Source organism: Corynebacterium sp. Marseille-Q4381, from assembly GCF_036881695.1.
Classification (GTDB): Bacteria; Actinomycetota; Actinomycetes; order Mycobacteriales; family Mycobacteriaceae; genus Corynebacterium.
Genome location: NZ_JBAJNR010000016.1, coordinates 1 through 20,046, shown reverse-complemented (window position 1 = coordinate 20,046; position 20,046 = coordinate 1). Strand labels below are relative to the sequence as shown.

Annotated in this window: 18 protein-coding genes, 2 tRNA genes and 1 other RNA gene; 10 read left to right on the top strand and 11 right to left on the bottom strand. The window is 67.5% G+C overall.

The features are described 5' to 3' along the window. Window positions 1–122: 122 nt before the first annotated feature. From V6D40_RS10640 to V6D40_RS10615, 6 genes are all read left to right on the top strand, one after another. On the top strand, window positions 123–1,214 hold the full coding sequence (locus tag V6D40_RS10640; protein ID WP_334290341.1) for an HNH endonuclease signature motif containing protein: 1,092 nt from the start codon (window positions 123–125) through the stop codon (window positions 1,212–1,214). 186 nt (window positions 1,215–1,400) lie between these two features. Further along, window positions 1,401–3,236: a 2-isopropylmalate synthase gene (gene leuA, locus V6D40_RS10635; protein ID WP_334290340.1), complete on the top strand. Its 1,836-nt coding sequence runs from the start codon at window positions 1,401–1,403 to the stop codon at window positions 3,234–3,236. Window positions 3,237–3,249: 13 nt separating this feature from the next. Further along, window positions 3,250–4,245, top strand: a complete 996-nt coding sequence (locus V6D40_RS10630) for a DNA polymerase III subunit epsilon (RefSeq protein ID WP_334290339.1) — start codon at window positions 3,250–3,252, stop codon at window positions 4,243–4,245. 10 nt (window positions 4,246–4,255) lie between these two features. After that, window positions 4,256–5,533 carry a Mur ligase family protein gene (locus V6D40_RS10625; protein WP_334290338.1) on the top strand — a complete coding sequence of 426 codons (1,278 nt, stop codon included), beginning with the start codon at window positions 4,256–4,258 and terminating at the stop codon, window positions 5,531–5,533. Then, a complete protein-coding gene (locus tag V6D40_RS10620; RefSeq protein ID WP_334290337.1) occupies window positions 5,526–6,242 on the top strand; it encodes a type 1 glutamine amidotransferase in 717 nt (238 codons plus the stop codon). Before V6D40_RS10625 ends, V6D40_RS10620 begins: the two co-directional genes overlap by 8 nt. Window positions 6,243–6,268: 26 nt before the next feature. Further along, a complete protein-coding gene (locus V6D40_RS10615; RefSeq protein WP_334290336.1) occupies window positions 6,269–7,003 on the top strand; it encodes a cyclase family protein in 735 nt (244 codons plus the stop codon). Here V6D40_RS10615 and recR read toward each other — a convergent pair. The 5 genes from recR to ffs form a co-directional block, all read right to left on the bottom strand. Continuing rightward, window positions 7,000–7,626 carry a recombination mediator RecR gene (gene recR / locus V6D40_RS10610; protein ID WP_334290335.1) on the bottom strand — a complete coding sequence of 209 codons (627 nt, stop codon included), beginning with the start codon at window positions 7,624–7,626 and terminating at the stop codon, window positions 7,000–7,002. The two genes, V6D40_RS10615 and recR, sit on opposite strands and share 4 nt — an antisense overlap. A 61-nt stretch (window positions 7,627–7,687) precedes the next feature. Continuing rightward, window positions 7,688–8,080: a YbaB/EbfC family nucleoid-associated protein gene (locus V6D40_RS10605; protein WP_334290334.1), complete on the bottom strand. Its 393-nt coding sequence runs from the start codon at window positions 8,078–8,080 to the stop codon at window positions 7,688–7,690. A 62-nt stretch (window positions 8,081–8,142) separates the two neighbouring features. Continuing rightward, window positions 8,143–10,065 (bottom strand): DNA polymerase III subunit gamma and tau, encoded by a 1,923-nt coding sequence (locus V6D40_RS10600; protein WP_334290333.1) that lies wholly within the window; start codon window positions 10,063–10,065, stop codon window positions 8,143–8,145. A gap of 15 nt (window positions 10,066–10,080) precedes the next feature. After that, window positions 10,081–11,343: an aminotransferase class I/II-fold pyridoxal phosphate-dependent enzyme gene (locus tag V6D40_RS10595; protein ID WP_334290332.1), complete on the bottom strand. Its 1,263-nt coding sequence runs from the start codon at window positions 11,341–11,343 to the stop codon at window positions 10,081–10,083. A gap of 20 nt (window positions 11,344–11,363) precedes the next feature. Beyond that, window positions 11,364–11,461, bottom strand: an RNA gene (gene ffs / locus V6D40_RS10590) — signal recognition particle sRNA small type. Window positions 11,462–11,575: 114 nt separating this feature from the next. On the opposite strand from ffs, the gene V6D40_RS10585 reads away from it, so the two are divergent. From V6D40_RS10585 to V6D40_RS10575, 3 genes are all read left to right on the top strand, one after another. Next, a tRNA-Ser gene (locus tag V6D40_RS10585) sits at window positions 11,576–11,664 on the top strand. A 58-nt stretch (window positions 11,665–11,722) separates the two neighbouring features. Then, complete coding sequence (locus tag V6D40_RS10580; RefSeq protein ID WP_334290331.1) at window positions 11,723–12,220, top strand: ferritin; 498 nt, start codon at window positions 11,723–11,725, stop codon at window positions 12,218–12,220. 92 nt (window positions 12,221–12,312) lie between these two features. Then, a complete protein-coding gene (locus V6D40_RS10575; protein ID WP_334290330.1) occupies window positions 12,313–14,001 on the top strand; it encodes an alkaline phosphatase D family protein in 1,689 nt (562 codons plus the stop codon). Here the strand turns inward: V6D40_RS10575 and gluQRS are convergent. Next, on the bottom strand, window positions 13,998–14,903 hold the full coding sequence (gene gluQRS, locus V6D40_RS10570) for a tRNA glutamyl-Q(34) synthetase GluQRS (protein ID WP_334290329.1): 906 nt from the start codon (window positions 14,901–14,903) through the stop codon (window positions 13,998–14,000). The genes V6D40_RS10575 and gluQRS overlap by 4 nt on opposite strands. A 19-nt stretch (window positions 14,904–14,922) precedes the next feature. On the opposite strand from gluQRS, the gene V6D40_RS10565 reads away from it, so the two are divergent. Beyond that, on the top strand, window positions 14,923–15,573 hold the full coding sequence (locus V6D40_RS10565) for a queuosine precursor transporter (protein ID WP_334290328.1): 651 nt from the start codon (window positions 14,923–14,925) through the stop codon (window positions 15,571–15,573). On the opposite strand, the gene tgt is transcribed toward V6D40_RS10565, so the two are convergent. The 5 genes from tgt to V6D40_RS10540 form a co-directional block, all read right to left on the bottom strand. Beyond that, window positions 15,570–16,808 carry a tRNA guanosine(34) transglycosylase Tgt gene (gene tgt, locus V6D40_RS10560; RefSeq protein WP_334290327.1) on the bottom strand — a complete coding sequence of 413 codons (1,239 nt, stop codon included), beginning with the start codon at window positions 16,806–16,808 and terminating at the stop codon, window positions 15,570–15,572. The genes V6D40_RS10565 and tgt overlap by 4 nt on opposite strands. Then, window positions 16,805–19,150, bottom strand: a complete 2,346-nt coding sequence (locus V6D40_RS10555) for an MMPL family transporter (RefSeq protein WP_334290326.1) — start codon at window positions 19,148–19,150, stop codon at window positions 16,805–16,807. Before V6D40_RS10555 ends, tgt begins: the two co-directional genes overlap by 4 nt. A 64-nt stretch (window positions 19,151–19,214) precedes the next feature. Next, window positions 19,215–19,302 (bottom strand) — tRNA-Ser (locus tag V6D40_RS10550). Window positions 19,303–19,360: 58 nt separating this feature from the next. Continuing rightward, window positions 19,361–19,618 (bottom strand): CsbD family protein, encoded by a 258-nt coding sequence (locus V6D40_RS10545; RefSeq protein ID WP_334290325.1) that lies wholly within the window; start codon window positions 19,616–19,618, stop codon window positions 19,361–19,363. Between the two features lie 75 nt (window positions 19,619–19,693). Beyond that, the coding region (locus V6D40_RS10540) for a nucleoside deaminase (RefSeq protein WP_334290324.1) at window positions 19,694–20,046 on the bottom strand (353 nt) is incomplete at its 5' end.

Sequence of the window (20,046 nt, the reverse complement as noted above, 5' to 3'; positions counted from 1 at the left end):
GAATGGGGTTGATGGGGGCGTCGATAAGCATCATGCTCCTTGCAACCGTGCAGCTCACGCGCCCACGATAGTGTGCACGCGCGGGGTGTCGCCTTACTCAGCGCGCCGATAACGTGTGGGCCATGACGTTTGCCGCGCTGCTTCAGGCCATGTCCGGCTCCGCGCTGGACACGCTGGCCGGTTTCGACGAGCAGGCGGCGCTGGACGCGGGGCTGGATCCGAACACCGTGCGCTCGTGGGCGGGGCTGCACGCGGTGTACCTTGCGGAAACCCACGCCCACCAGCAGCAGGCGCGGGCGCGCGGTTTGGTGCGCCGGTCTCGGTTGTCTCTGCACCAGCTGGCGCTGATCGAGCGGAAGCTGTCGTCGGTGCCGGCCCGCGAGCGCGGACGGAAGCGCCTCGACGTGCTGGAGGCGGTGGCGGCGTCGCGGCCGGGCGACTACCAGGCCTTCGCGCGTATGGTGGCCAAGCTGGTGCCCGCGGAGCCGAAAGAGCTGGAGCCGACGATGACAGTCGGGCCTTCAGTGAGGGGCATGTGCAAAATCATGATCTTCGCAGAAGAGAAAGAAGCCGCGGACCTGACATTTAGGTGCTCGCAGGGGTTGGACGCGTCGCGGCCGGCGGGGCCGCAGATGTACAAGAACTTCAAGCAGGTGATTCGCTCAGGCGGCGTGGCTCGCGCCGTGCCGCACCCGCTTCTGTTGGTGCCGGCGCCGGCGCTGTCGACGCTTGTTGCCGGCGAGTGCGATGCGAACGAGGTGCGCTTCGGGCTTACAAACGGCACCACCATCACCGGCGCCGAATTCCTGTCTGAGTATTTTTCCGACGCCGGCGTTGGCCTCGAGGCCGCGATCTTCCACCCTGTTGAAGGGCCGGTCAACCTGTACCGGGTGGAGCGCTTCGCCAATCAGAAACAGCGCGACCTGGCCCGCGCCACCACACCCGTGTGCCCGGTGCCGGGCTGCCACCGCGCCGCCGACCTGTGCCAGGTCCACCACATTCAGGCGTGGAAACACGGCGGGCCGACGAACATGCGGAATCTGACCATGCTGTGCCGCTACCACAACCGCGTCAACGACGACGATGACTGGGTGCGAAGACGCGGGCGGATCGAGGTGGTGGACGGCGATCCCACGTGGGTGTCGCCGCGCGGGTACCCGGTTGCCAACCCCTATCACCCGTTTGGCGCGATGCGGACGCTGTTCGGTAAGTAAGAACTTTTCCGAATAGCGCCCCTTGGCGCGCCAGGATTGTGTAGGCTGCGTCACATGTCGCAAAAGGCGCTACTCCTTCTACGCCGCGGCGGGAATCAGGCCCACTAACACGGCCGGCACCCCGTCGCGGAGTTTTTGCTTGCCGGCCGTGGATACAATCCAAGCCGAGATACAAGGAGCCCCACCGTGACGCACACTAACGACTTTTTTGCCCCCCGCGATATCGTGACCCCCAACGGCCCGCGCAACGAAGGCCAGCCCAGCTGGAACAAGCAGCGCGGCAGCCAGATGCCGGTCGACCGCTACCTGCCCTTCGCCGAAGAGGTTCAGGACATCACCCTGCCGGACCGCACGTGGCCGGACAAGAAAATCACCCGCGCGCCGCAGTGGTGCGCCGTGGACCTGCGCGACGGCAACCAGGCGCTGATTGACCCAATGAGCCCGGAGCGCAAGCGCCGCATGTTCAACTTGCTGGTGGAGATGGGCTTCAAGGAGATCGAGGTGGGCTTCCCGTCCGCCTCCCAGACTGACTTCGACTTCGTGCGCGAGATCATTGAGAAGGACATGATCCCGGACGACGTCACCATCCAGGTGCTGGTGCAGGCTCGCGAGCACCTGATCCGCCGCACGTTCGAGGCGTGCTCTGGCGCGAAAAACGTCATCGTCCACTTCTACAACTCCACCTCGAAGCTGCAGCGCGACGTGGTGTTCCGCAAGGACCGCGACGCGATTAAGAAGCTGGCCACCGACGCCGGCGAGCTGATCCTCTCCATCGCCGACGACTACCCGGACACCAACTGGCGCTGGGAGTACTCGCCGGAGTCCTTCACCGGCACCGAGCTGGACTTCGCGCTCGAGGTGTGCGACGCGGTCGTCGACACGATGGGCGCAACCCCGGACAACCCGATCATCCTGAACCTGCCGTCCACGGTGGAGATGATCACGCCGAACGTCTACGCCGACTCGATCGAGTGGATGCACCGCAACCTGGCCAAGCGCGACAGCGTGATCATCTCGCTGCACCCGCACAACGACCGCGGCACCGGCGTGGCCGCCGCCGAGCTGGGCTACATGGCGGGCGCCGACCGCATCGAGGGCTGCCTCTTCGGCAACGGCGAGCGCACCGGCAACGTCGACCTGGTCACGCTGGCGCTGAACATGATGACGCAGGGCGTGGACCCGCAGATCGACTTCTCCGACATTGCCAAGATCCGCCAGACGGTGGAGTACTGCAACCAGCTGCGCGTGCCGGAGCGCCACCCCTACGGCGGCGACCTGGTGTTCACGGCGTTCTCCGGCTCGCACCAGGACGCAATCAACAAGGGCCTCGACGCGCTGGCGCAGAAGGTGCGCCCCGACGCCTCCTCCACCGACGTGTCGTGGGAAGAGCTGCGCGACACCACCTGGGAGGTGCCGTACCTGCCGATCGACCCGAAGGACGTCGGCCGCACCTACGAGGCGGTGATCCGCGTGAACTCACAGTCCGGCAAGGGCGGCGTGGCCTACATCATGAAGACCGACCACGGCATCAACATGCCGAAGGCGATGCAGCCTGAGTTCTCCGCGGTGGTCCAGGCGATCACGGACCGCGAGGGCGGCGAGGTCAACTCCAAGAACATGTGGGATATCTTCGCCACCCACTACCTCGACCTGGACTCCCCGCTGGAGCTGGTGGATTACGAGATCACCGGCGCGGCCAGCGACGAGGACGATTCCGCTGTTCGCGCCTCCGTGGTGTGGAAGGGCGATCAGCGCGAGATCAGCGGCACCGGCAACGGCCCGATCGCGGCGTTCGCCAACGCGTTGGAGAGCCTCGGCATCGACTTCGAGGTGCAGGACTACTCGCAGCGCGCCCGCACCGCGGGCGACGACGCGGACGCGGCTTGCTACATCTACGCCGACGTCGACGGCGCAACCGCGTGGGGCGTTGGCATCGCTGGCTCCACCACGCGCGCCTCGCTCAAGGCCATCGTCTCGGCCGCGAACCGCGCGCTGACCGAGGGTAAGACCGGCGGCGTGTAGTACGCTTCGACGAATGACCGAGCAGAGTGAATTCCCCTACGTCGCGCTGACAGCGCGGGCGAACGGGATTCACCCCACCACTGCCCGGCTGCTCACGATCGACGCGGTGACCTTCGATGACGCAGGCCGCGTCGGCGAGGAGTTCCACCAGGTGTTCAACCCCGGGATGGACGCCGGCCCGCGCCACACCCACGGGCTTGAGGTCAGCGACTTCGCCCAGGCGCCGCGCTTCTCACGGTCGTTGAAGGAGCTTGACAGGCTTATCGACGCCCGCCACATCATCCTCTTCGACTCCCCCACTTCCTGGGGCTTCATCGTTTCCGAGGCGAAGCGCGCGATGAACGCGGCAGCCCGCGCGAACCGCTCCCGCCGCGGGCGCGGCAACCGCCGCCGCCAGCGTGTGGGGCACGTGCCGCGCCCGGAGGGAATCGTCGACGTGCTGGCAACTGTGCGCCGCCAGGGTCACGTACCCGTCGACGCGCGCCTGCACGCCGTCGCCGACCTCATCGGGGTCGAGGTCGGGCAGAACGAGACGGGCCGCGACGACACCCTGACGCTGGTGTCGATGTACCTCGCGCTGAAAGAGGCTGGCGATCTGGTCACGCACGACCCGGCTGCGCTTGCCGCCGACCGCTTCGGCCTGCAGCGCAGCGCGCTGCGCGTCGACGCGGCGAAGGCCGGCGAGCGCGACACCGCCGCCGCCTCACCGCTTGCGGGCGTCTACGACCCGGCCCGCGGGCTGGAAAAAGGCATGGAACTTGTCGTCACCGACGACCTCACCGTCGACCCCGACACGGTGATCGACCTCGGCGTGCGCGCGGGGCTGCGCTACTCGGAGAAGCTCACGCGCCAGTCCTCCCTCGTCGTCTCCGAGGCGGCCGCGAAGGGCGCCGAACTGCGGGGCAAGGCGATGCACGCCCACCGCAAAGACATCCCCATCCTCACCCCCAGCGAATTCGAAGCCGCTGTGGAGAAGATGAGCGCGGGTTCCGCCGACGCGGCGGAGTAACCTGTCACCCATGAGTGAGCAGTCTCGCTTCGCCCGCATAAGGTCCACCGCCGCGATCGCCGCCGCGCGCGCAGCCACCGCCGCCTCCCGCGCCACCGGCCGCGGCGCGGGCGGCATGATCGGCGGCCTTGTGGCTGGGGCGATCGACCCGAACATTATGGCCACCCTCGCGGGCGGCCGCCCCGCAGTGCTGGTCACCGGCACCAACGGCAAGTCCACCACCACCCGCATGCTCGCCGGCGCGCTGCGCAGCACCTACAGCGTGGCCACCAACGACGGCGGCGACAACATGGACGCTGGCATCATCTCGGCGCTGATGGCGGGGCGCGCGGCGTCGCATATCGTGCTCGAGGTCGACGAGCTGCACGTGCCGCACGTCGCTGAACGCCTGAACCCCGAGGCCTTCGTGCTGCTGAACCTTACGCGCGACCAGCTCGACCGCGTCGGCGAGATCAACAAGATCGAGCGCGCGCTGCGCGCCGCCGTCGAAGCGCACCCGGACGCCACTGTCATCGCCAACTGCGACGACGTGCTGATCACCTCCATCGCCTACGACCACCCGAACGTGGTGTGGGTCGCGGCGGGCGCCGGCTGGCTCGGCGACTCGGTGACCAACCCCCGCTCCGGCGGCCACGTGGTGCGCACGGACGACGGCGACTGGTACGCGGTTGAGCCGCTTGCCGACGGTCGCGAGTTCCGCCGTCCGCGGCCGACTTGGGGGTTGGAGGGGGCGTCGATAAGCACCCCCTCGGGCGACCACCCGCTGGACCTCAAGCTGCCTGGGCGGGCGAACCGCGGCAACGCGGCCCAAGCCATCGCCGCCGCCGTCGAGGCCTTCGACGTGCCGCTGGAAAGGGCGATTCGCGCGGCGGAGGACGTCGACAACGTCGCCGGGCGCTACACCACCGTCCACCTCGGCGAGCGCGACGTGCACCTTCTGCTGGCGAAGAACCCCGCCGGTTGGCAGGAAGCGCTGACCATGCTCGACCGCGACGCGGACGGCGTGGTGATTGCGGTCAACGCCAAACAAGGCGACGGCGAGGACGTCTCCTGGCTGTGGGACGTCGCGTTCGAGGACTTCGGCGACACCCACGTCGTCGCCGCCGGCGAGCGCGCAACCGACCTCGCCGTGCGCCTGCTCTACGCCGGCATCGACCACGAACTGGTGCACGACCCGGTTGAGGCGATCCGCGCCTGCCCGCCGGGGCGCGTGGAGGTGCTGGCGAACTACACCGCGCTGCTCAACCTGCGAAAAGCGCTGACCAAGCAGGAGGATTACCGTGCGTAAGCTCACCATCGGACTCGTTCTGCCGGACGTGCTGGGCACCTACGGCGACGACGGCAACGCGCTGGTGCTTCGGCAGCGGGCGCGGATGCGCGGCATCGACGCGAACGTCCGGCGCATCCTGCTTACCGACGACATCCCCGCCGACTGCGACCTCTACACCATCGGCGGCGGCGAAGACTCCTCGCAGGTAATCGCCGCCGCGCGCCTCGCCGCCTCCCCCGGCTTGCAGGCGGCTGCCGCGTCGGGCACGCCGATCTTCGCCGTGTGCGCCGGCATGCAAATCCTCGGCCGCGCGTTCCACGCCCACGGCACGGAGGCAGAGGGCATTTCGCTTATCGACGTCTCCACCGCCCCCCTTCCAACCCGCGCCATAGGGGAAGTCGCCGCCGAACCCACCCGAGCCGGCGTGACAGCCGCGCTGACGGAGCCGCTGACCGGCTTCGAAAACCACATCGGCGCGACCACCTTGGGCCCGGATGCCTCTGCATTGGGCAAGGTCACGCGCGGCGTCGGCAACGGCGCGGGCGGGGCGGTCGAGGGCGTGGTGCAGGGCAGCGTGATCGCGACTTACATGCACGGCCCGGCGCTGGCGCGCAACCCCCAGCTGGCGGACCTGCTTTTGGCGCAGGCGCTCGGCGTGGGCCTGGACGAGCTGGAGCCGCTGGATATCCCGGTCATCGACCGGCTGCGCGCGGAGCGGCTGAGCTAGACGCGTTTTTGGCTACGCTGGGGCGCATGTACGTGCACTTGAGCCACATCATCGACCCGCAAGGCCCCTCCTACCCCGGCTCGCCGGAACTTGTCACCGAGCACAATGCGGTGCTCGGCGAGGACGGCGCGAGCAACGACTTCATCTCGCACCTGCCCAACCACTTCGGCACCCACATGGACGCGCCCGCCCACTTCGTCGAGGGCGGCACGACGCTCGCTGAGCTCGGCCCCGAGCGCTTCAACTTCGACGGCGATGAGATTTTGCTTATCGACGTCCCCACCAAATCCCAACCCCAATCCGTGGTGAAAGTCGAAGACATCGAGCCCTACGCCGACGAGTTCGACGGCATCCGCCTGCTGCTCATCCGCACCGGCTTCGAGCGCTACCGCACCGAGAACCCCGAGGTCTACCGTGCCCAAGGCCCGTGCCTCGACCCCGAGCTGTGCGAGTGGCTGGCAACCCGCACCGACATCGACTGCGTCGGCATGGACTGGATCTCTGTCGGCGCGCCGTGGAACGATTTGGGCACCGAGGCGCACCGCCAGCTTTTGGGCTACTACCGCGACAACTTCATCACGGCGATTGAGGATCTCTCGCTCGCACCCGTCGAGGACAAGTGGATCGACTTCATCACCCTTGGGCCGCTGCGCATCAAAGGCATCGACTCCTCCCAGGTCAGCGTCACCGCGTTCCTGAACGACCTCGACTTCCTTATCGAGGACGCCGTCGACGAAGCAGCCGAGGACCTCGAAGGCTAGAGCCGCAGTCGGCCGGTGAGCGCGCGCGACAAGGTGAGCTCGTCGACGAACTCCAAGTCGCCGCCGAGCGGCATGCCCGAGGCTAGGCGCGACACCGTGAGGTCGGGGAAGTCCTTCAGCAGGCGGGCGATGTAGCTCGCGGTCGCTTCGCCCTCGGTATCTGGGTCGGTTGCCAGGATGACTTCGCTGATGGTGGGGGCGGGGGCGTCGTCAAGATCCTTCTGCACCCCGCCAATGCGCTGCAGAAGCGGCGCGATAGCCAGATCCTTCGGCCCGATGTTGGCCAGCGGATCGAGCGACCCGCCGAGCACGTGGTAGCGGCCGGTGTACTCGCCCGTGCGCTCGATGACCTGGATGTCTTTCGCGTCCTCCACCACGCAGACCAGCGCCTTGTCGCGCCCCGAATCGGCGCAGATGCGGCACACCTCGTCGCGCGAGACGTTGTTGCAGATGCGGCAGAACATCACCCCGTCGCGCACCGCCGCCAGCGCCGCGCGCAGCCGGTCAATGTCCTCCGGCTCGGTTTTCAGCAGGTGGAACGCGATGCGCTGCGCCGACTTCGGCCCGACGCCGGGCAGGCGGGAGAATTCATCGATCAGGTCCTGCAGCGGGCCCTCGAACATGGACACTCCTTGCTAAAAAAGAACGCCCGGCCGAAGCCAGGCGCGGGTGGTAGGGCAGCGCTTAGATGATGCCGCCGAACGGGATCTCGCCCGGGCCTGCCGGCTGGCCGCCGAACGGGCCGCCCTGCTGCGGCGCCGCGTCGCCGCCGATGTTGGTCAGCGGGCCAATCTTGTCCTGCGCAAGCTGGCCAGCCTTGTTGTGCGCGTCGCGGTACGCGGCCAGAATCAGGTCCTGCAGCGTCTCAACGTCGTCAGCGTCGACCGCTTCCGGCTTAATCTTCAGGTCGGTGATCTCGGCGCCGCCGGTCATCGTAATGGTGACAAGGCCGCCGCCAGCGGTACCCTCGACCTCCGCGGCGAGGAGCTCCTCCTGCGCCTTCTGCAGCGCCGCCTGCACCTCGGCGGCCTGGCGGATGAGTTCCTGCATATCTGCTGGCATGTTCGGCTGGGTCATGGTGTGGGACACCCTTTCTTTCATCGCTAATAAAGTCCGCCGACTATTGTACCCCCGCCGCACTACAGCGGCCGCGCCCCCAGCTCGGTGGCGAGCAGCTCCATGGCGACCTCCGTTGCGTCGCGGCGGTCGGGCGAGCCCGCCTCGCCTTGCGCCTGGTCCGCCATGTCGCGCTCTTCGTCCTCTTGGGTGTACGGCGCCGGCTGCGGCTCGCCCTCCCACGGGTCGTACGGCGGCTCCTCCTCTACCGGCTCGGGTGGCGGCGGGATCTCATCGCGCTCCCGCTTCGCCTTCGCCGCGGCCTGCTGGCTCGCGGCTGCCGCGGCGGCGCGCCAGTCCTTCGGGGCAGGGGCTGGATCCTCGGCGTCGTCGTTCGGCTCCCGTTCAGTGCTCCGCACCTTCGCCACAACCATCTGAGTGCCCACCACGCACCGCACCGGCACTTGGGTCCCCAGCTTCTCCGAGAACACGGCGACGATGTCGGCGTTATTGCTCTCCGCGTTGAGGCGCTCCGCGAGCGCGCCTGTGTTGTGGCCGATGACAAGCGTGCCGTCTTCGAAACCGAGCGGGCGCGCCTCGGTGAGCATGATCTCCGCGACTTTGTTTCGGCTGCCCACGGACTGGCGGAGCGAAGTCCAATCCCGCTTGACGCGGTCGAACAGCTCCTCGCCGGCTTCCGCGGGCTCAGGCTCAGGCTTTGGCGCGGGCGCGGGTGCCTCCTGGGGCGCCGGAGTGGAGGTGCTGCGCACGTTGCGCGTCGCGGCGGCAGCCGCAGCGGCCGCCGCCGCGGCAGCCCCGCCCTGCCCGCCTGAACTGCTCGGCGCGGCAGGCGCAGCCGCCGGCACGCTCGGCGCGGCGGGTGAAGGCGCGGCCGCGGCGCGCGGCTGGTCGGCCGGCAGCGTCAACAGGTGCGCCATCATTACCTCCAGCAGCAGCCGCGGCGACGTCGCACCGCGCAGATCGGAGATGCGCGAGTTGATCTCCGAAGCAAGGGTGGCCAGCTGCGCGGCAGAAAACTGCTCGGCTTCCTGTTGGAGGACGTCGGCGCGGTCGGTGGGGGCGTCGACAAGCGCCTGCCCAAACGCGTCCGGAACGGTGCGCACCAGCAGCAAGTCGCGCAACCGGTCGAGCAAGTCAAGGGCGAAACGGCGCGGCTCGTGGCCGGACTCCATGACCGCGTCGATGGTGCGGAACATGGCGGACGCATCGTGGGCGGCGAGGGCGTCGACGGCTGCGTCGATAAGCGTGAGATCCGTAACCCCGAGCAGCGGGAGCGCCAGATCGTACGTCAGACCGTCGGGCCCTGCGCCCGCGAGCAACTGGTCCAGGATCGACAGGGTGTCGCGCGGCGAGCCGCCGCCGGCGCGGATCACCAGCGGGTAGACGTTCTCGTCCACCGTCACGCCCTCCTCGGCGACGACGTGCTCTAAAAGCTCCCGCATCGCCGCGGGCGCGAGCAGGCGGAACGGGTAGTTGTGCGTGCGGGAGCGGATCGTCGGCAGCATCTTCTCCGGCTCGGTGGTGGCGAAGATGAAGATCAGGTGCTCCGGCGGCTCCTCCACAATCTTCAGCAGCGCGTTGTTGCCCTCGCGCGAGACCATGTGCGCCTCGTCGATGATGAACACGCGGTAGCGCGACTCAGCGGGCGCGAACATGGCGCGCTCGCGCAGGTCGCGCATGTCGTCCACGCCGCCGTGCGACGCGGCGTCGAGCTCCATCACGTCTAAGTTGCCGGGCCCGCCAGGGGCCAGCGCCACACACGAGTTGCACACGCCGCACGGGGTGGACGTCGGGCCCTGGGCGCAGTTCAGGGAGCGCGCCAAGATGCGGGCCGAGGACGTCTTACCGCAGCCGCGCGGGCCGGAGAACAGATACGCGTGGGCAATGCGCCCGTTATCGAGGGCGGTTGAAAGCGGGCGGGTCACCTGCTCCTGGCCGATGACCTCACCGAACGTTGCTGGGCGGTATTTCCTGTACAGAGCCACGCCGCTTAAGCCTACTTACTTGCCCATCGCCTCGAGACACGCGAGCAGCACGCAGGTGGCCACCCCGTCCATCGCGGTTTTCACCTCGTCCAGCGGCGGCAGCGACGGCGCAAGCCGGATGTTCTGGTCGTGCTCGTCGACGCCGCGCGGGAACGCGGAACCGGCTTTGGTGAGGGTGATGCCGGCGTCCTTCGCCAGCTCCCACACGCGCGTCGCGGACCCGCCGGTGACATCCAGCGAGATGAAATAGCCGCCCTCGGGTTCGGTCCACTCGGCGATGCCGAGGCCGCCGAGGCGCTGCTCCAGGATGCTCGCCACCGCTTCGAACTTGGGGGCCAGGGAGGCAGCGTGTTGGAGCATGTGCTTATCGACGCCCTCCTTACCCCCAAAGAACCTCACATGCGCAAGCTGGTTGACCTTGTTCGGCCCGATGCCGCGGATGGAGGCGTGCTCGGCATACCAGTCGAGGTTCGCCTTCGAGGAGGCGAAGAACGCCACGCCGGAGCCTGCGAGGGTGATCTTGGACGTCGACGACATGTACCAGAAGCGGTTCGGGTTGCCCTTCTGCTTAGCGATCTCGATGACGTCCGGGTTCTCCGGGAACGTGCCGGTGAGTGTGTGGATGGCGTACGCGTTGTCCCACACGATGCGGAAGTCCGGGGCGGCCGCGTCCATCGCGGCGAGGCGCTCAACCGTCTCGCGCGAGTAGGTGATACCGGTCGGGTTGCCGTAGATCGGCACCGTCCACATGCCCTTGACCTGCGGGTCGCGCACCAGTTCTTCAACCGCGTCCATGTCGGGCCCGGTCGGGGTCATCGGCACCTGGATCATCTCGAAGCCGAAATGCTCCGTGATGGCGAAGTGGCGGTCGTAGCCCGGGACGGGGCACAGCCACTTGACCTGCTCCTCGTCCTTCCAGGGGCGCGGCGAGTCGTTCGTGCCGAAGATGTAGGCGAACGAGATCAAGTCGAACATGATGTTCAGCGAGGAGGAATCGCCTGCGATAAGGTTCGCCGCGTCGATCCCCAGCACCTCAGCCCACAGCGCGCGGATGTCCTCGATGCCCTGCAGGTTGCCGTAGTTGCGCACGTCTGCGCCGGCGGCGTCGGTGTAGTCGCCGGCGCCGGGGAGCGCCAGCAGCCCGTTCGACAGGTCGAGCTGCTCGCTCGACGGTTTGCCGCGCGTCAGGTCGAGGTTCAGCCCGCGCGCTTTGAGAGTCTCGTACTTCTCGCGGACCTCAGCCGACAGGGTTTCAATCTCGTGCTCATCCAAGTTCATAGGCACGAATTCTACAGCGCAAAGAAAGGGGACCCCACGCACCTGCCAGAGCTCGCTTACCCTTGCTGCGTTCCCGCCCTGGGGGAGTTCACAAGGTAACACCGCGTGGGATCCTGCCCTTCACTGTAGCGGGACGCTTCACTAGGACACAACCCACCGCCGCCAGCTGCGGTTTTGGTGCGCGGGTGGGTGTGCACTACAGTATGCGGAGACGCTTTTGGTGTCGCTGAATGGAGGATTCGACTAGCGGCCTATGTCACACGCCTGGAACGCGTGCGGGTTTCACGACCCTCGTGGGTTCAAATCCCACATCCTCCGCCAAGTTTTTTAGCGAACCGGCACTCGTTATCGGGTGCCGGTTTCGCCGTATCATTGCCGCATGGTTGATGAAAAGCTCAAAGAAGCAATGACCCAGCAGGTGACCGAGGAGTACGCGGCGGCGTACGTCTACCGCTTCCTGGCGAACGAGATGGACGCGTTGTCCTTCCCCGGCCTGAGCAACTGGTTCGCCGCCCAGGCGCAGGAGGAAACGGAGCACGCGCAGAAGTTTGCCAAGCACCTGATCGACCGCGGTGAGCGCGTGCAGCCGCGCGACATCCGCATCGACGCGCCGCAGGTGAACGGCCCCCTCGACGCCTTCCGCGCGGCGCTCGCTCACGAGAAGAAGGTCTCGGAGCAGATTCGCAACATCACCCGCATCGCGGACGAGGCGGGCGATCTGGAATCCCGCGGGCTGCTGAACTGGTTCTTGACGGAGCAGATCGAGGAAGAGGCCACCGTGGGCGAGATCGTCGACCAGCTCGAGCTAGTCGGCGGTGACGGCTCGGGGCTGTTGCGTATCGACGCCGCGTTGGCCACCCGCACCACCCTCTCCTAAGAGGTAAACGCGGGTTAAATTCGGGGCGAAACCTCAGCAAACTCCGCTTCCCCGGCTGGCTGGCCCGCGCGGGGTACCGCACTATTGCTGGCGTGACACGCGTAACCCGCCGAACTTTCTTCCGACGCTCCGCAGCAGTGGGCGCCGTCGGGGCGGGCGTGACCACCCAGGCGTGGGCGCAGAGCTCCCAGCCGGCCCCCTCCCGGGCGCCGCTGGCCGAGATGGAGCTCGCTCCCCTGCCGTTCGTGCACGGCGTCGCCTCCGGCGACCCGCTGCCGGACGCGGTGGTGCTGTGGACGCGCGTGACGCCCGACGACGCGGCGTGGCCCGGCTCCGGCCAAGGCGCTCCTACATACGTGCGGTGGGAGCTAGCCAGCGACATCGAGTTCACGCAGGTGGTGCAGTCGGGCGAGGTGACGACACACCCGGATTCCGACCACACGGTGAAGGTGGACGTGCGCGACTTGGCCGCGGGGACGGTGTACTTCTACCGCTTCGTCGTAGTTGACGGGCCGCACGCGGGCGCGGTGTCGCCGGTGGGGCGCACGAAGACGGCGCCTGGGTTCGGGTGGCGCGTGGACCGGCAGCGCTGGGCGGTGGCGTCCTGCGCGAACTGGGAAGCGGGCTTCTTCGCCGCCTACGCGGATCTGGCGGAGCGCGGGTGGTCGGGCGATATAGACCTCACCGTCTTCCTCGGCGACTACATCTACGAGTACGCGCAGTACGAGTACTCCGGCTACGGGCCGGTGCGCCTGCACGCCCCTGCGCACGAGATCGTCTCACTCGCCGATTACCGCACCCGCTACGGCCGCTACCGCACCGACCCAGCGCTGCAGAACGCGCACGCGTCGATGCCGTGGATCGTGGTGTGGGACGACCACGAGGTAGCCAACAACACGTGGCGCGAGGGCGCCGGCAACCACCACGCGCACGAGGGCGACTTCTTCGCGCGCCGCGACGCCGCCGTTCAGGCGTACTACGAGTGGATGCCGGTGCGAGCAGCGCAGTTGTCGGCGCAGGGTCGGATCTACCGCTCGTTCAGCTTCGGCGACTTGGTCGAACTCACCATCATGGACCTGCGCACCTACCGCGACGTCGAGTTCTGGAAGGGCGGCTCGCGCCAACCGGGCGACGCGCGCACCATGCTCGGCGGCGAGCAGTACACCTGGCTCATCGACACCATCGGGCGCTCACACGCGAAATGGAACGCCCTGGGAAACTCGGTGATGTTCTCCCCCATGCGCCTCGGCGCGGTGATGCAGAACCCGGCGACGAGGCCGGTGGCGAAGGCGCTGTCGTCGAATATCCTCTCCTCCAACGCGCAGCTGCCCGGCGTGGAGGAGGTGCCGCTCAACGGCGACCAGTGGGACGGCTACGACTTCGAGCGACGCCGCCTCATCGGTGAACTCGGCCGCTTGGGTAAGAACCCGATCTTCCTCACCGGCGACATCCACTCCGAGTGGGCGCACAACGTGCTTTTCGACGGCCGCCCCATCGGCTGCGAGGTCGTGTGCTCCTCGGTCACCGCGCCGAACGTCGCCGACTCGTTGAAGGTGCAGGTGGGCCACCCACTCTTCCGTGTCGCGCGCAGCTACCTCCACGCCGCCAACCCGAGCCTGCGCCACGTCGCCTTGGACACGCACGGCTACAGCGTGGTCACCATCTCCCCCGACGAGGTCGTCGCGGAGTGGATGCGGGTGGACAACATCCTCGCTCCGCTCTCCCCCGTGCGCCCGGCCGTCGAGCTGACCTGGCGCAAGGACGTCGGCTTCACGGCTTAGACTTTCGGCGCCCACACCCACGGTTCGCGCGACAGCGCAGCAGCGTCGAACGTGCCGAGCACGTCACCCGGGTCCGCGCCGATGGACCGCGCCAGCGCTTCCTTCACCGCGTCCGCGCCATCGGACGCCGCCATCTCCCGCAGCGTCACCGCCCCGTCGCGCTTGGCCAAGCGCTTGCCTTCCGCGTTGACCACCAGCGGCACGTGCACGTACTCCGGCTCGGCGTAGCCCAAAAGGTGCGCGAGGTACGCTTGCGCAGGCGCCGAGGCGAGCAGGTCGTCGCCGCGGACTACCTGGTCGACACCCTGGTCGCCGTCGTCGACCACCACCGCCAGGTTGTACGCCCAGTCGCCCGCCTGCGCCTGGTCCACACGCCCCCCGCGGCGCAGGATTACGTCGTCGACGGGCCCCGTGTAGTCGCCGCGGTAGAAATCGCGCACGCTCCACTCGCCCGCTGCCGAGCGCAGGCGGATGGCGGGGAGGCGGCCTTCGGATTGGAGGTGGGAGCGTCGTAAAGCACGATGCTCCTCCGTGAGATTCCTGCACGTGCCTGGGTACATGCCTGGCTGGGCGTGGGGCGCGCTCGCGGCCTCGCGGATATCGCGGCGGGTGCAGTAGCACTCGTAGGTGTCGAGGCGGGCGAGCGCTGCGGCGTAGGCGTCGAAGCGTTCGTGCTGGTAGATCACCGGCTCGTCCCACTCGATGCCGATCGCGGCGAGATCCTCGAGCTGGCGCGCCGCCGACTCCGCGCTGGAGCGCTCCGAATCGATGTCCTCCACGCGAAGGTAGAACTGCCGCCCGCTCTGGCGCGCGAAACACCAGGCCAGAAGCGCCGTGCGGAGGTTGCCGAAGTGGAGGTCCCCGCTGGGACTCGGTGCGTAGCGCCCTGCAGAATCAGCCATGTGTGCCATGATAAAACGCATGTCGCCCCGCGTTTCCCGCTCCCCGTACCCGTACCTGCTCGCCGTGTTCTGCTCGGTGTTTCTCATCTCCAACATCACGGCACAGAAAGGTGTCGCGTTGGGGCCGCTGCTTACCGACGGTGCGTTTTTCCTTTTCCCCCTCTCCTACGTTATCGGCGACGTGATCGCCGAGGTCTACGGCTTCAACACCGCTAGGCGCGCCGTCTTCACCGGCTTCGGCATCGCGCTGCTCGCGATCGCGTCGTTCTACATCGCCATCGCGCTGCCGGCGGCCGATTTCTACGACATGCAAGACACCTTCGCCGCGGTGCTGGGGCTGCTGCCGCGCATCGTGCTTGCCTCGCTGGCCGGCTACGTGGTGGGCCAGCTGCTGAACGCGTGGGTGCTGCAGAAGATGAAGGACCGCTTCGGCACGGACCGGCTGTGGGCGCGCCTTATCGGCTCGACAGTGGTCGGCGAGTTCGCTGACACGCTGTTGTTCTGCTCGATTGCCGCGGGCGTGATCGGCATCGCCACCGCGGGCGAGTTCGTGAACTACGTGGTGGTCGGCTTCTTGTGGAAGACGCTCATGGAGGTCATCCTGCTGCCGATCACCTACCCGACGATCGCGTGGGTGCGCCGCAAGGAAGAGCAGGCCGCGGCGGCCTAGGACGCGTAGTAGCGGCCGAGGAACTCGTCGCGGTAGGCCTCGTAGTCGCCGGCGTCGATGGCCGCGCGGATGTTGTCCACCAGCCGGATCATGAACTCGAGGTTGTGCATCGTGCACAGGGTTCCTGCGAGGTACTCCTTAGCTTTGAGCAGGTGGTGGATGTAGGCGCGGGAGTAGTTCTCGCTGACGTAGCCGCCGAATTCCTCGTCGACGCCTTTAAAGTCCCGCTTGAAGCGGGCGGCGGCGAGGTTCATGCGGCCGTCGAGGGTGTACACGCCGCCGCGGCGGCCGAGGCGCGTCGGAGCGACGCAGTCAAACGTGTCGGCGCCGGCTTCGACAGCAGTGAAGATGTCGTCGGGCTCGGAGATGCCGAGCAGGTGGCGGGGCTTGTCGGCCGGTAGCTCGTCGGTGACCCAGCCGACAATCGCACCGAGGTTCTCTTTCTCCAGCGCGCCGCCGATGCCGAAGCCGCCGAAGCCGCGGCGGCCCTCGCCGCGGGCTTCGCGGTCGAGGTCGAGCAGGCCTTGGGTGGCGCGGCGGCGCAAGTCCTCGTACTGGGCGCCCTGGACGACGCCCCACAGCGACTGCAGCGGCTTATCCGGGCGCGCGGCGGTGAGCCGGTCGTGCTCAATAAGGCAGCGGCGCGCCCAGCGGCGGGTGCGCTCGACGGAATGCTCTTGGTACGCGCGGGTGTCCACGAGCGTGGTCAACTCGTCGAAAGCGAACATGATGTCGGCGCCGAGCTGGTGCTGGATCTGCATCGACACCTCTGGTGTGAAGCGGTGGGCGGAGCCGTCGATGACGGACTTGAAGTCCACGCCGTCGTCGTCAACCCGCGCCATGCGGTCTTTGTTGGCGGCGCGGATGTCGCTGTCGGTAAGCCCCGCGGTGTCCATCGCGAGCACCTTTTTGAAGCCGACGCCCAAGCTCATCACCTGAAAACCACCGGAGTCGGTGTAGGTGGGGCCGTGCCAGTTCTCGAAGGCGGCCACGCCGCCGGCCTCGTCCACGATGCCGGGACCGGGTTGCAGGTAGAGGTGGTACGCGTTGGACAAGATGGCCTGCGCGCCAGTTTGTCGAATCTGCTCTGGCGTGAGCGTTTTCACCGTCGCCTTCGTGGCGACGGGGATAAACGCGGGCGTTTGAATGTCGCCGTGGGGGGTGTGGATGACGCCCGTGCGGGCGTGCTTGCCAGGCTCGTTGTACAGCTCGCGGGTGATGTCGAATTCGGTCATCGTGCTTCCTCCAATTGGGTGCCCTCCACGTCAACCTCTGGGAGGATGGTATCCAGCCACTTCGGCATCCACCACGTCGCGCGGCCCAGAAGGAACATCGTCGCCGGCACCAGCGCCATGCGGACGAAGAACGCGTCGAAAAACACCGCCACGCCGAGGGCGAAGCCGAAGATCTGGATAAACGGCAGGGGCTGGTTAATAAAAGCGATGAAGACGGCGATCATGATGATCGCGGCCGCCGTGACCACGCGCGCGCCTTGGGTGAAGCCTTCGACGGTCGACTCTTCGAGGTCGCCGGTTTTGAGGAAGTGTTCGCGCATGCGGGTCACCAAAAAGACCTGGTAATCCATGGCCAGGCCGAAGGTCACCCCGATCATGAAGATGGGGAGGAAGGAAAGGACCGGGGCGGGCGTGTTGACCAAGTCCCAGAGGCCGTCTTGCCAAACCAAGATAGTGACGCCGAACGCGGCGCCGACTGAGAGCAGGAAGCCGAGGCCCGCCACCAGCGGCACCATGATTGAGCGGAAGACGATCATGAGGAGGATGATGGCAAGTCCCACCACGATCGCGAGGTAGAGCGGCATGGCTCCGGCAAGCTCCTCGGTGATGTCCATCTGGACGGCGGTCAGCCCAGTGAGCCCGATGGTGACGCCGGTGGTGTCCTCGACCTGGGTGTTGTTCTCGCGCAGGCCGTGCGCGACGTTCAGCGTGCGCTGCTCGTCCGGGCCGCCGTCGGGGGTGGCGAGGATCTGGGCGGCGGTCAGGTCGTCGTTGACCCCTACCAGCTGCGCGTGCTCGATGCCCGTGACGGAGCCGACCTGGCCGACGGTGTAGAGGAAGGAAGCGAGCGCCGCCTTCTCTGCGCGGCCGCCTGCGGAATCGGGGATCGCTGCCATGTAGGGGGCGAGCGCCTCGGCGTCGGGGTTGACCGCGTGGGCGTCAACAATCACGAGCAGCGGGGCGTTGATGCCGGGGCCGAAGCCCTCAGCGAGCAAATCCGCGGCCTTGCGCTGGGTCGTGTCCTTGTTGCTGGTGGTGTCGGACGGCAGCGCCATCTCGAGGTTGAGCACCGGGTAGCTCAAGGCCCCGAGGCCGAGCACCACGACCGCCATCACGAGCGCGGGGAAGCGGCGCACGAAATTCACCCACGTGCGGCCCGTGGAGCGCGCGTCTAAGTCCTTCGCGGGCCGGTTGCCCGGACCCCGGTGGCCGGCGACTCCCGGGATGCGGCCGGCGAACGCCTTGTCGCCCCACGCGCCAAGCAGCGCCGGCAGCATGGTCAGCGCCACGAGCACGGCAACCAGCACAGTCGCGGCGGCGGCGATGCCCATCCAGGACAGGAACTCGATGCGGGCGAGAACGAGCGCGATCAACGCCACGAACACGGTTGTGCCGGCGAAGACGACGGAGGAGCCGGCGGTGCCGACGGCCATGCCGGCAGCGTCGGGGCCGGGGCGCGTGCGGCGCTCCTGGCGGTAGCGCGACAGGATAAACAGGGCGTAGTCGATGCCGACGGCGAGCCCGATCATCACCGCGAGGATCGGGGTGACGTCGTTAAGTTCGACCCAGTGGGTGGTGGTCAGAACGGCCAGCGCGCCGATGGCCACGCCGACCACGGCGGTGATGATCGGCATGGTGGACGCGACCAGCGAGCCGAAGGTGACGAGCAAGACCACAAACGCCACACCGATGCCGATGAGCTCGGAGGTGGTGTTGACCTCGATCGGGTCACCGAAGCCGGCGCCGCCCGCCTCTGCCTGCAGGCCGGCGTCACGGGCGATGTCCAGCGCCTCCAAGACGACTTCGCGCTGGTCCTCGGTCACGGCGAAGCTGGACTCTGCTTGGAAGTCGAAGGTGGTGAAGGCGATGCGGTGGTCGTCGCTAAGCAAGCGCAGATTGTGCGCATCGGCGCGCGCCGTCTCCTCCGGCAGGCCGAGCTCCGTCATCTGCGCAACTAGCTCGTCCTGCAGCGGGCCGTTGATGCGCAGCGGGTTGCCGAAGCGCAGCGTGTTCTCGATCTCCAGGTTCGCCGCGATGTGGTCGACGGCCGCCTGGATGCCGGCGTCGTACTGCGGCGCGTCAAGGGTTTGGCCTTCCGGCGCCGCGAAGACGAGGTTGACGGTGGGCGCGGTAGCCACGTCGCCGCCGCCCGGGAAGTTGTCCTCGAGCGTGTCCAGCGCGTCGATCGCCGGCGTGCCCGAGATGTTGAACTCGGATGTGAACGGCTTCATCAGCGACAGCGCCGCGCCGGCGGAGGCGGCCAAGATCAAAAGCCAGGCAACGATGACCTTCCACTTGTTCACATACGACCAGCGCCCGAGCCGGTACAGCAGCTTCGCCAAGTCTCCGTCCTTCGAATCGGCGGCAGGTAAAAGAAAAACTGGCACCTGCTTGAGGTGCCAGTTGTGGCGGTAGCGGCGGGATTTGAACCCGCGGTGGTTTAACCCACACTCGCTTTCGAGGCGAGCACCTTCGGCCGCTCGGACACGCTACCGCTAGCTAGCGTAACGGTTGGCGGTACTCACGGCCAAATTTGCCCGCCAAGATCGCCTTTAGATGTCGGTTGCGCGGTCAGCAGCGTTCTCCGCGGCCTTCTCAGCCTCGTGCTCCTCGCGCTTGTCCTCGACCTTAGCGGCAACCTCGTTTGCCTTGTCCTTGATGGCCTCGCCAGCGTCGGACAGGCCCTCCTTGATGTTGCCGACCAGGTTGTCGGCCTTGCCCTCGTTGGAGAGGGACTCGTTGCCGGTCACGTCGCCAGCAGCCTGCTTCAGGTCGCCCTTGATCTGGTCAGCCTTGCCTTCGAATGCCATAACGGTCTCCTTTGCTCGATTTGTTACTAACATTTCCGAGCTTACCCGCGCTACCCGCGCGCCCGCCATAACAATTCAGTCACGGAGAGCAGTGAAAAAGCCGGTCATGAGCTGCCCGGTCGCTGATTCGAGCACGCCGCCGCGCACTTCTACGGTGTGGAGGTGGTGGGGGTCGCGGAGGGCGTCGAAAAGCGAACCGCACGCCCCGGTCTTGGGCTCGAACGCCCCGAACACCACCGAGCGCACGCGCGCGCCGAGGATCGCCCCCGCGCACATGGTGCAGGGCTCCAGCGTGACAACCAGCTCGCAGCCGTCAAGGCGCCAGGAGCCTAAGGTTCGCGCCGCCATGCGGATCGCTTCAACCTCGGCGTGGGCTGTGGGATCGCAGTTTGCTTCTCGACGGTTCGTCCCCTCCCCCAGCACCTCCC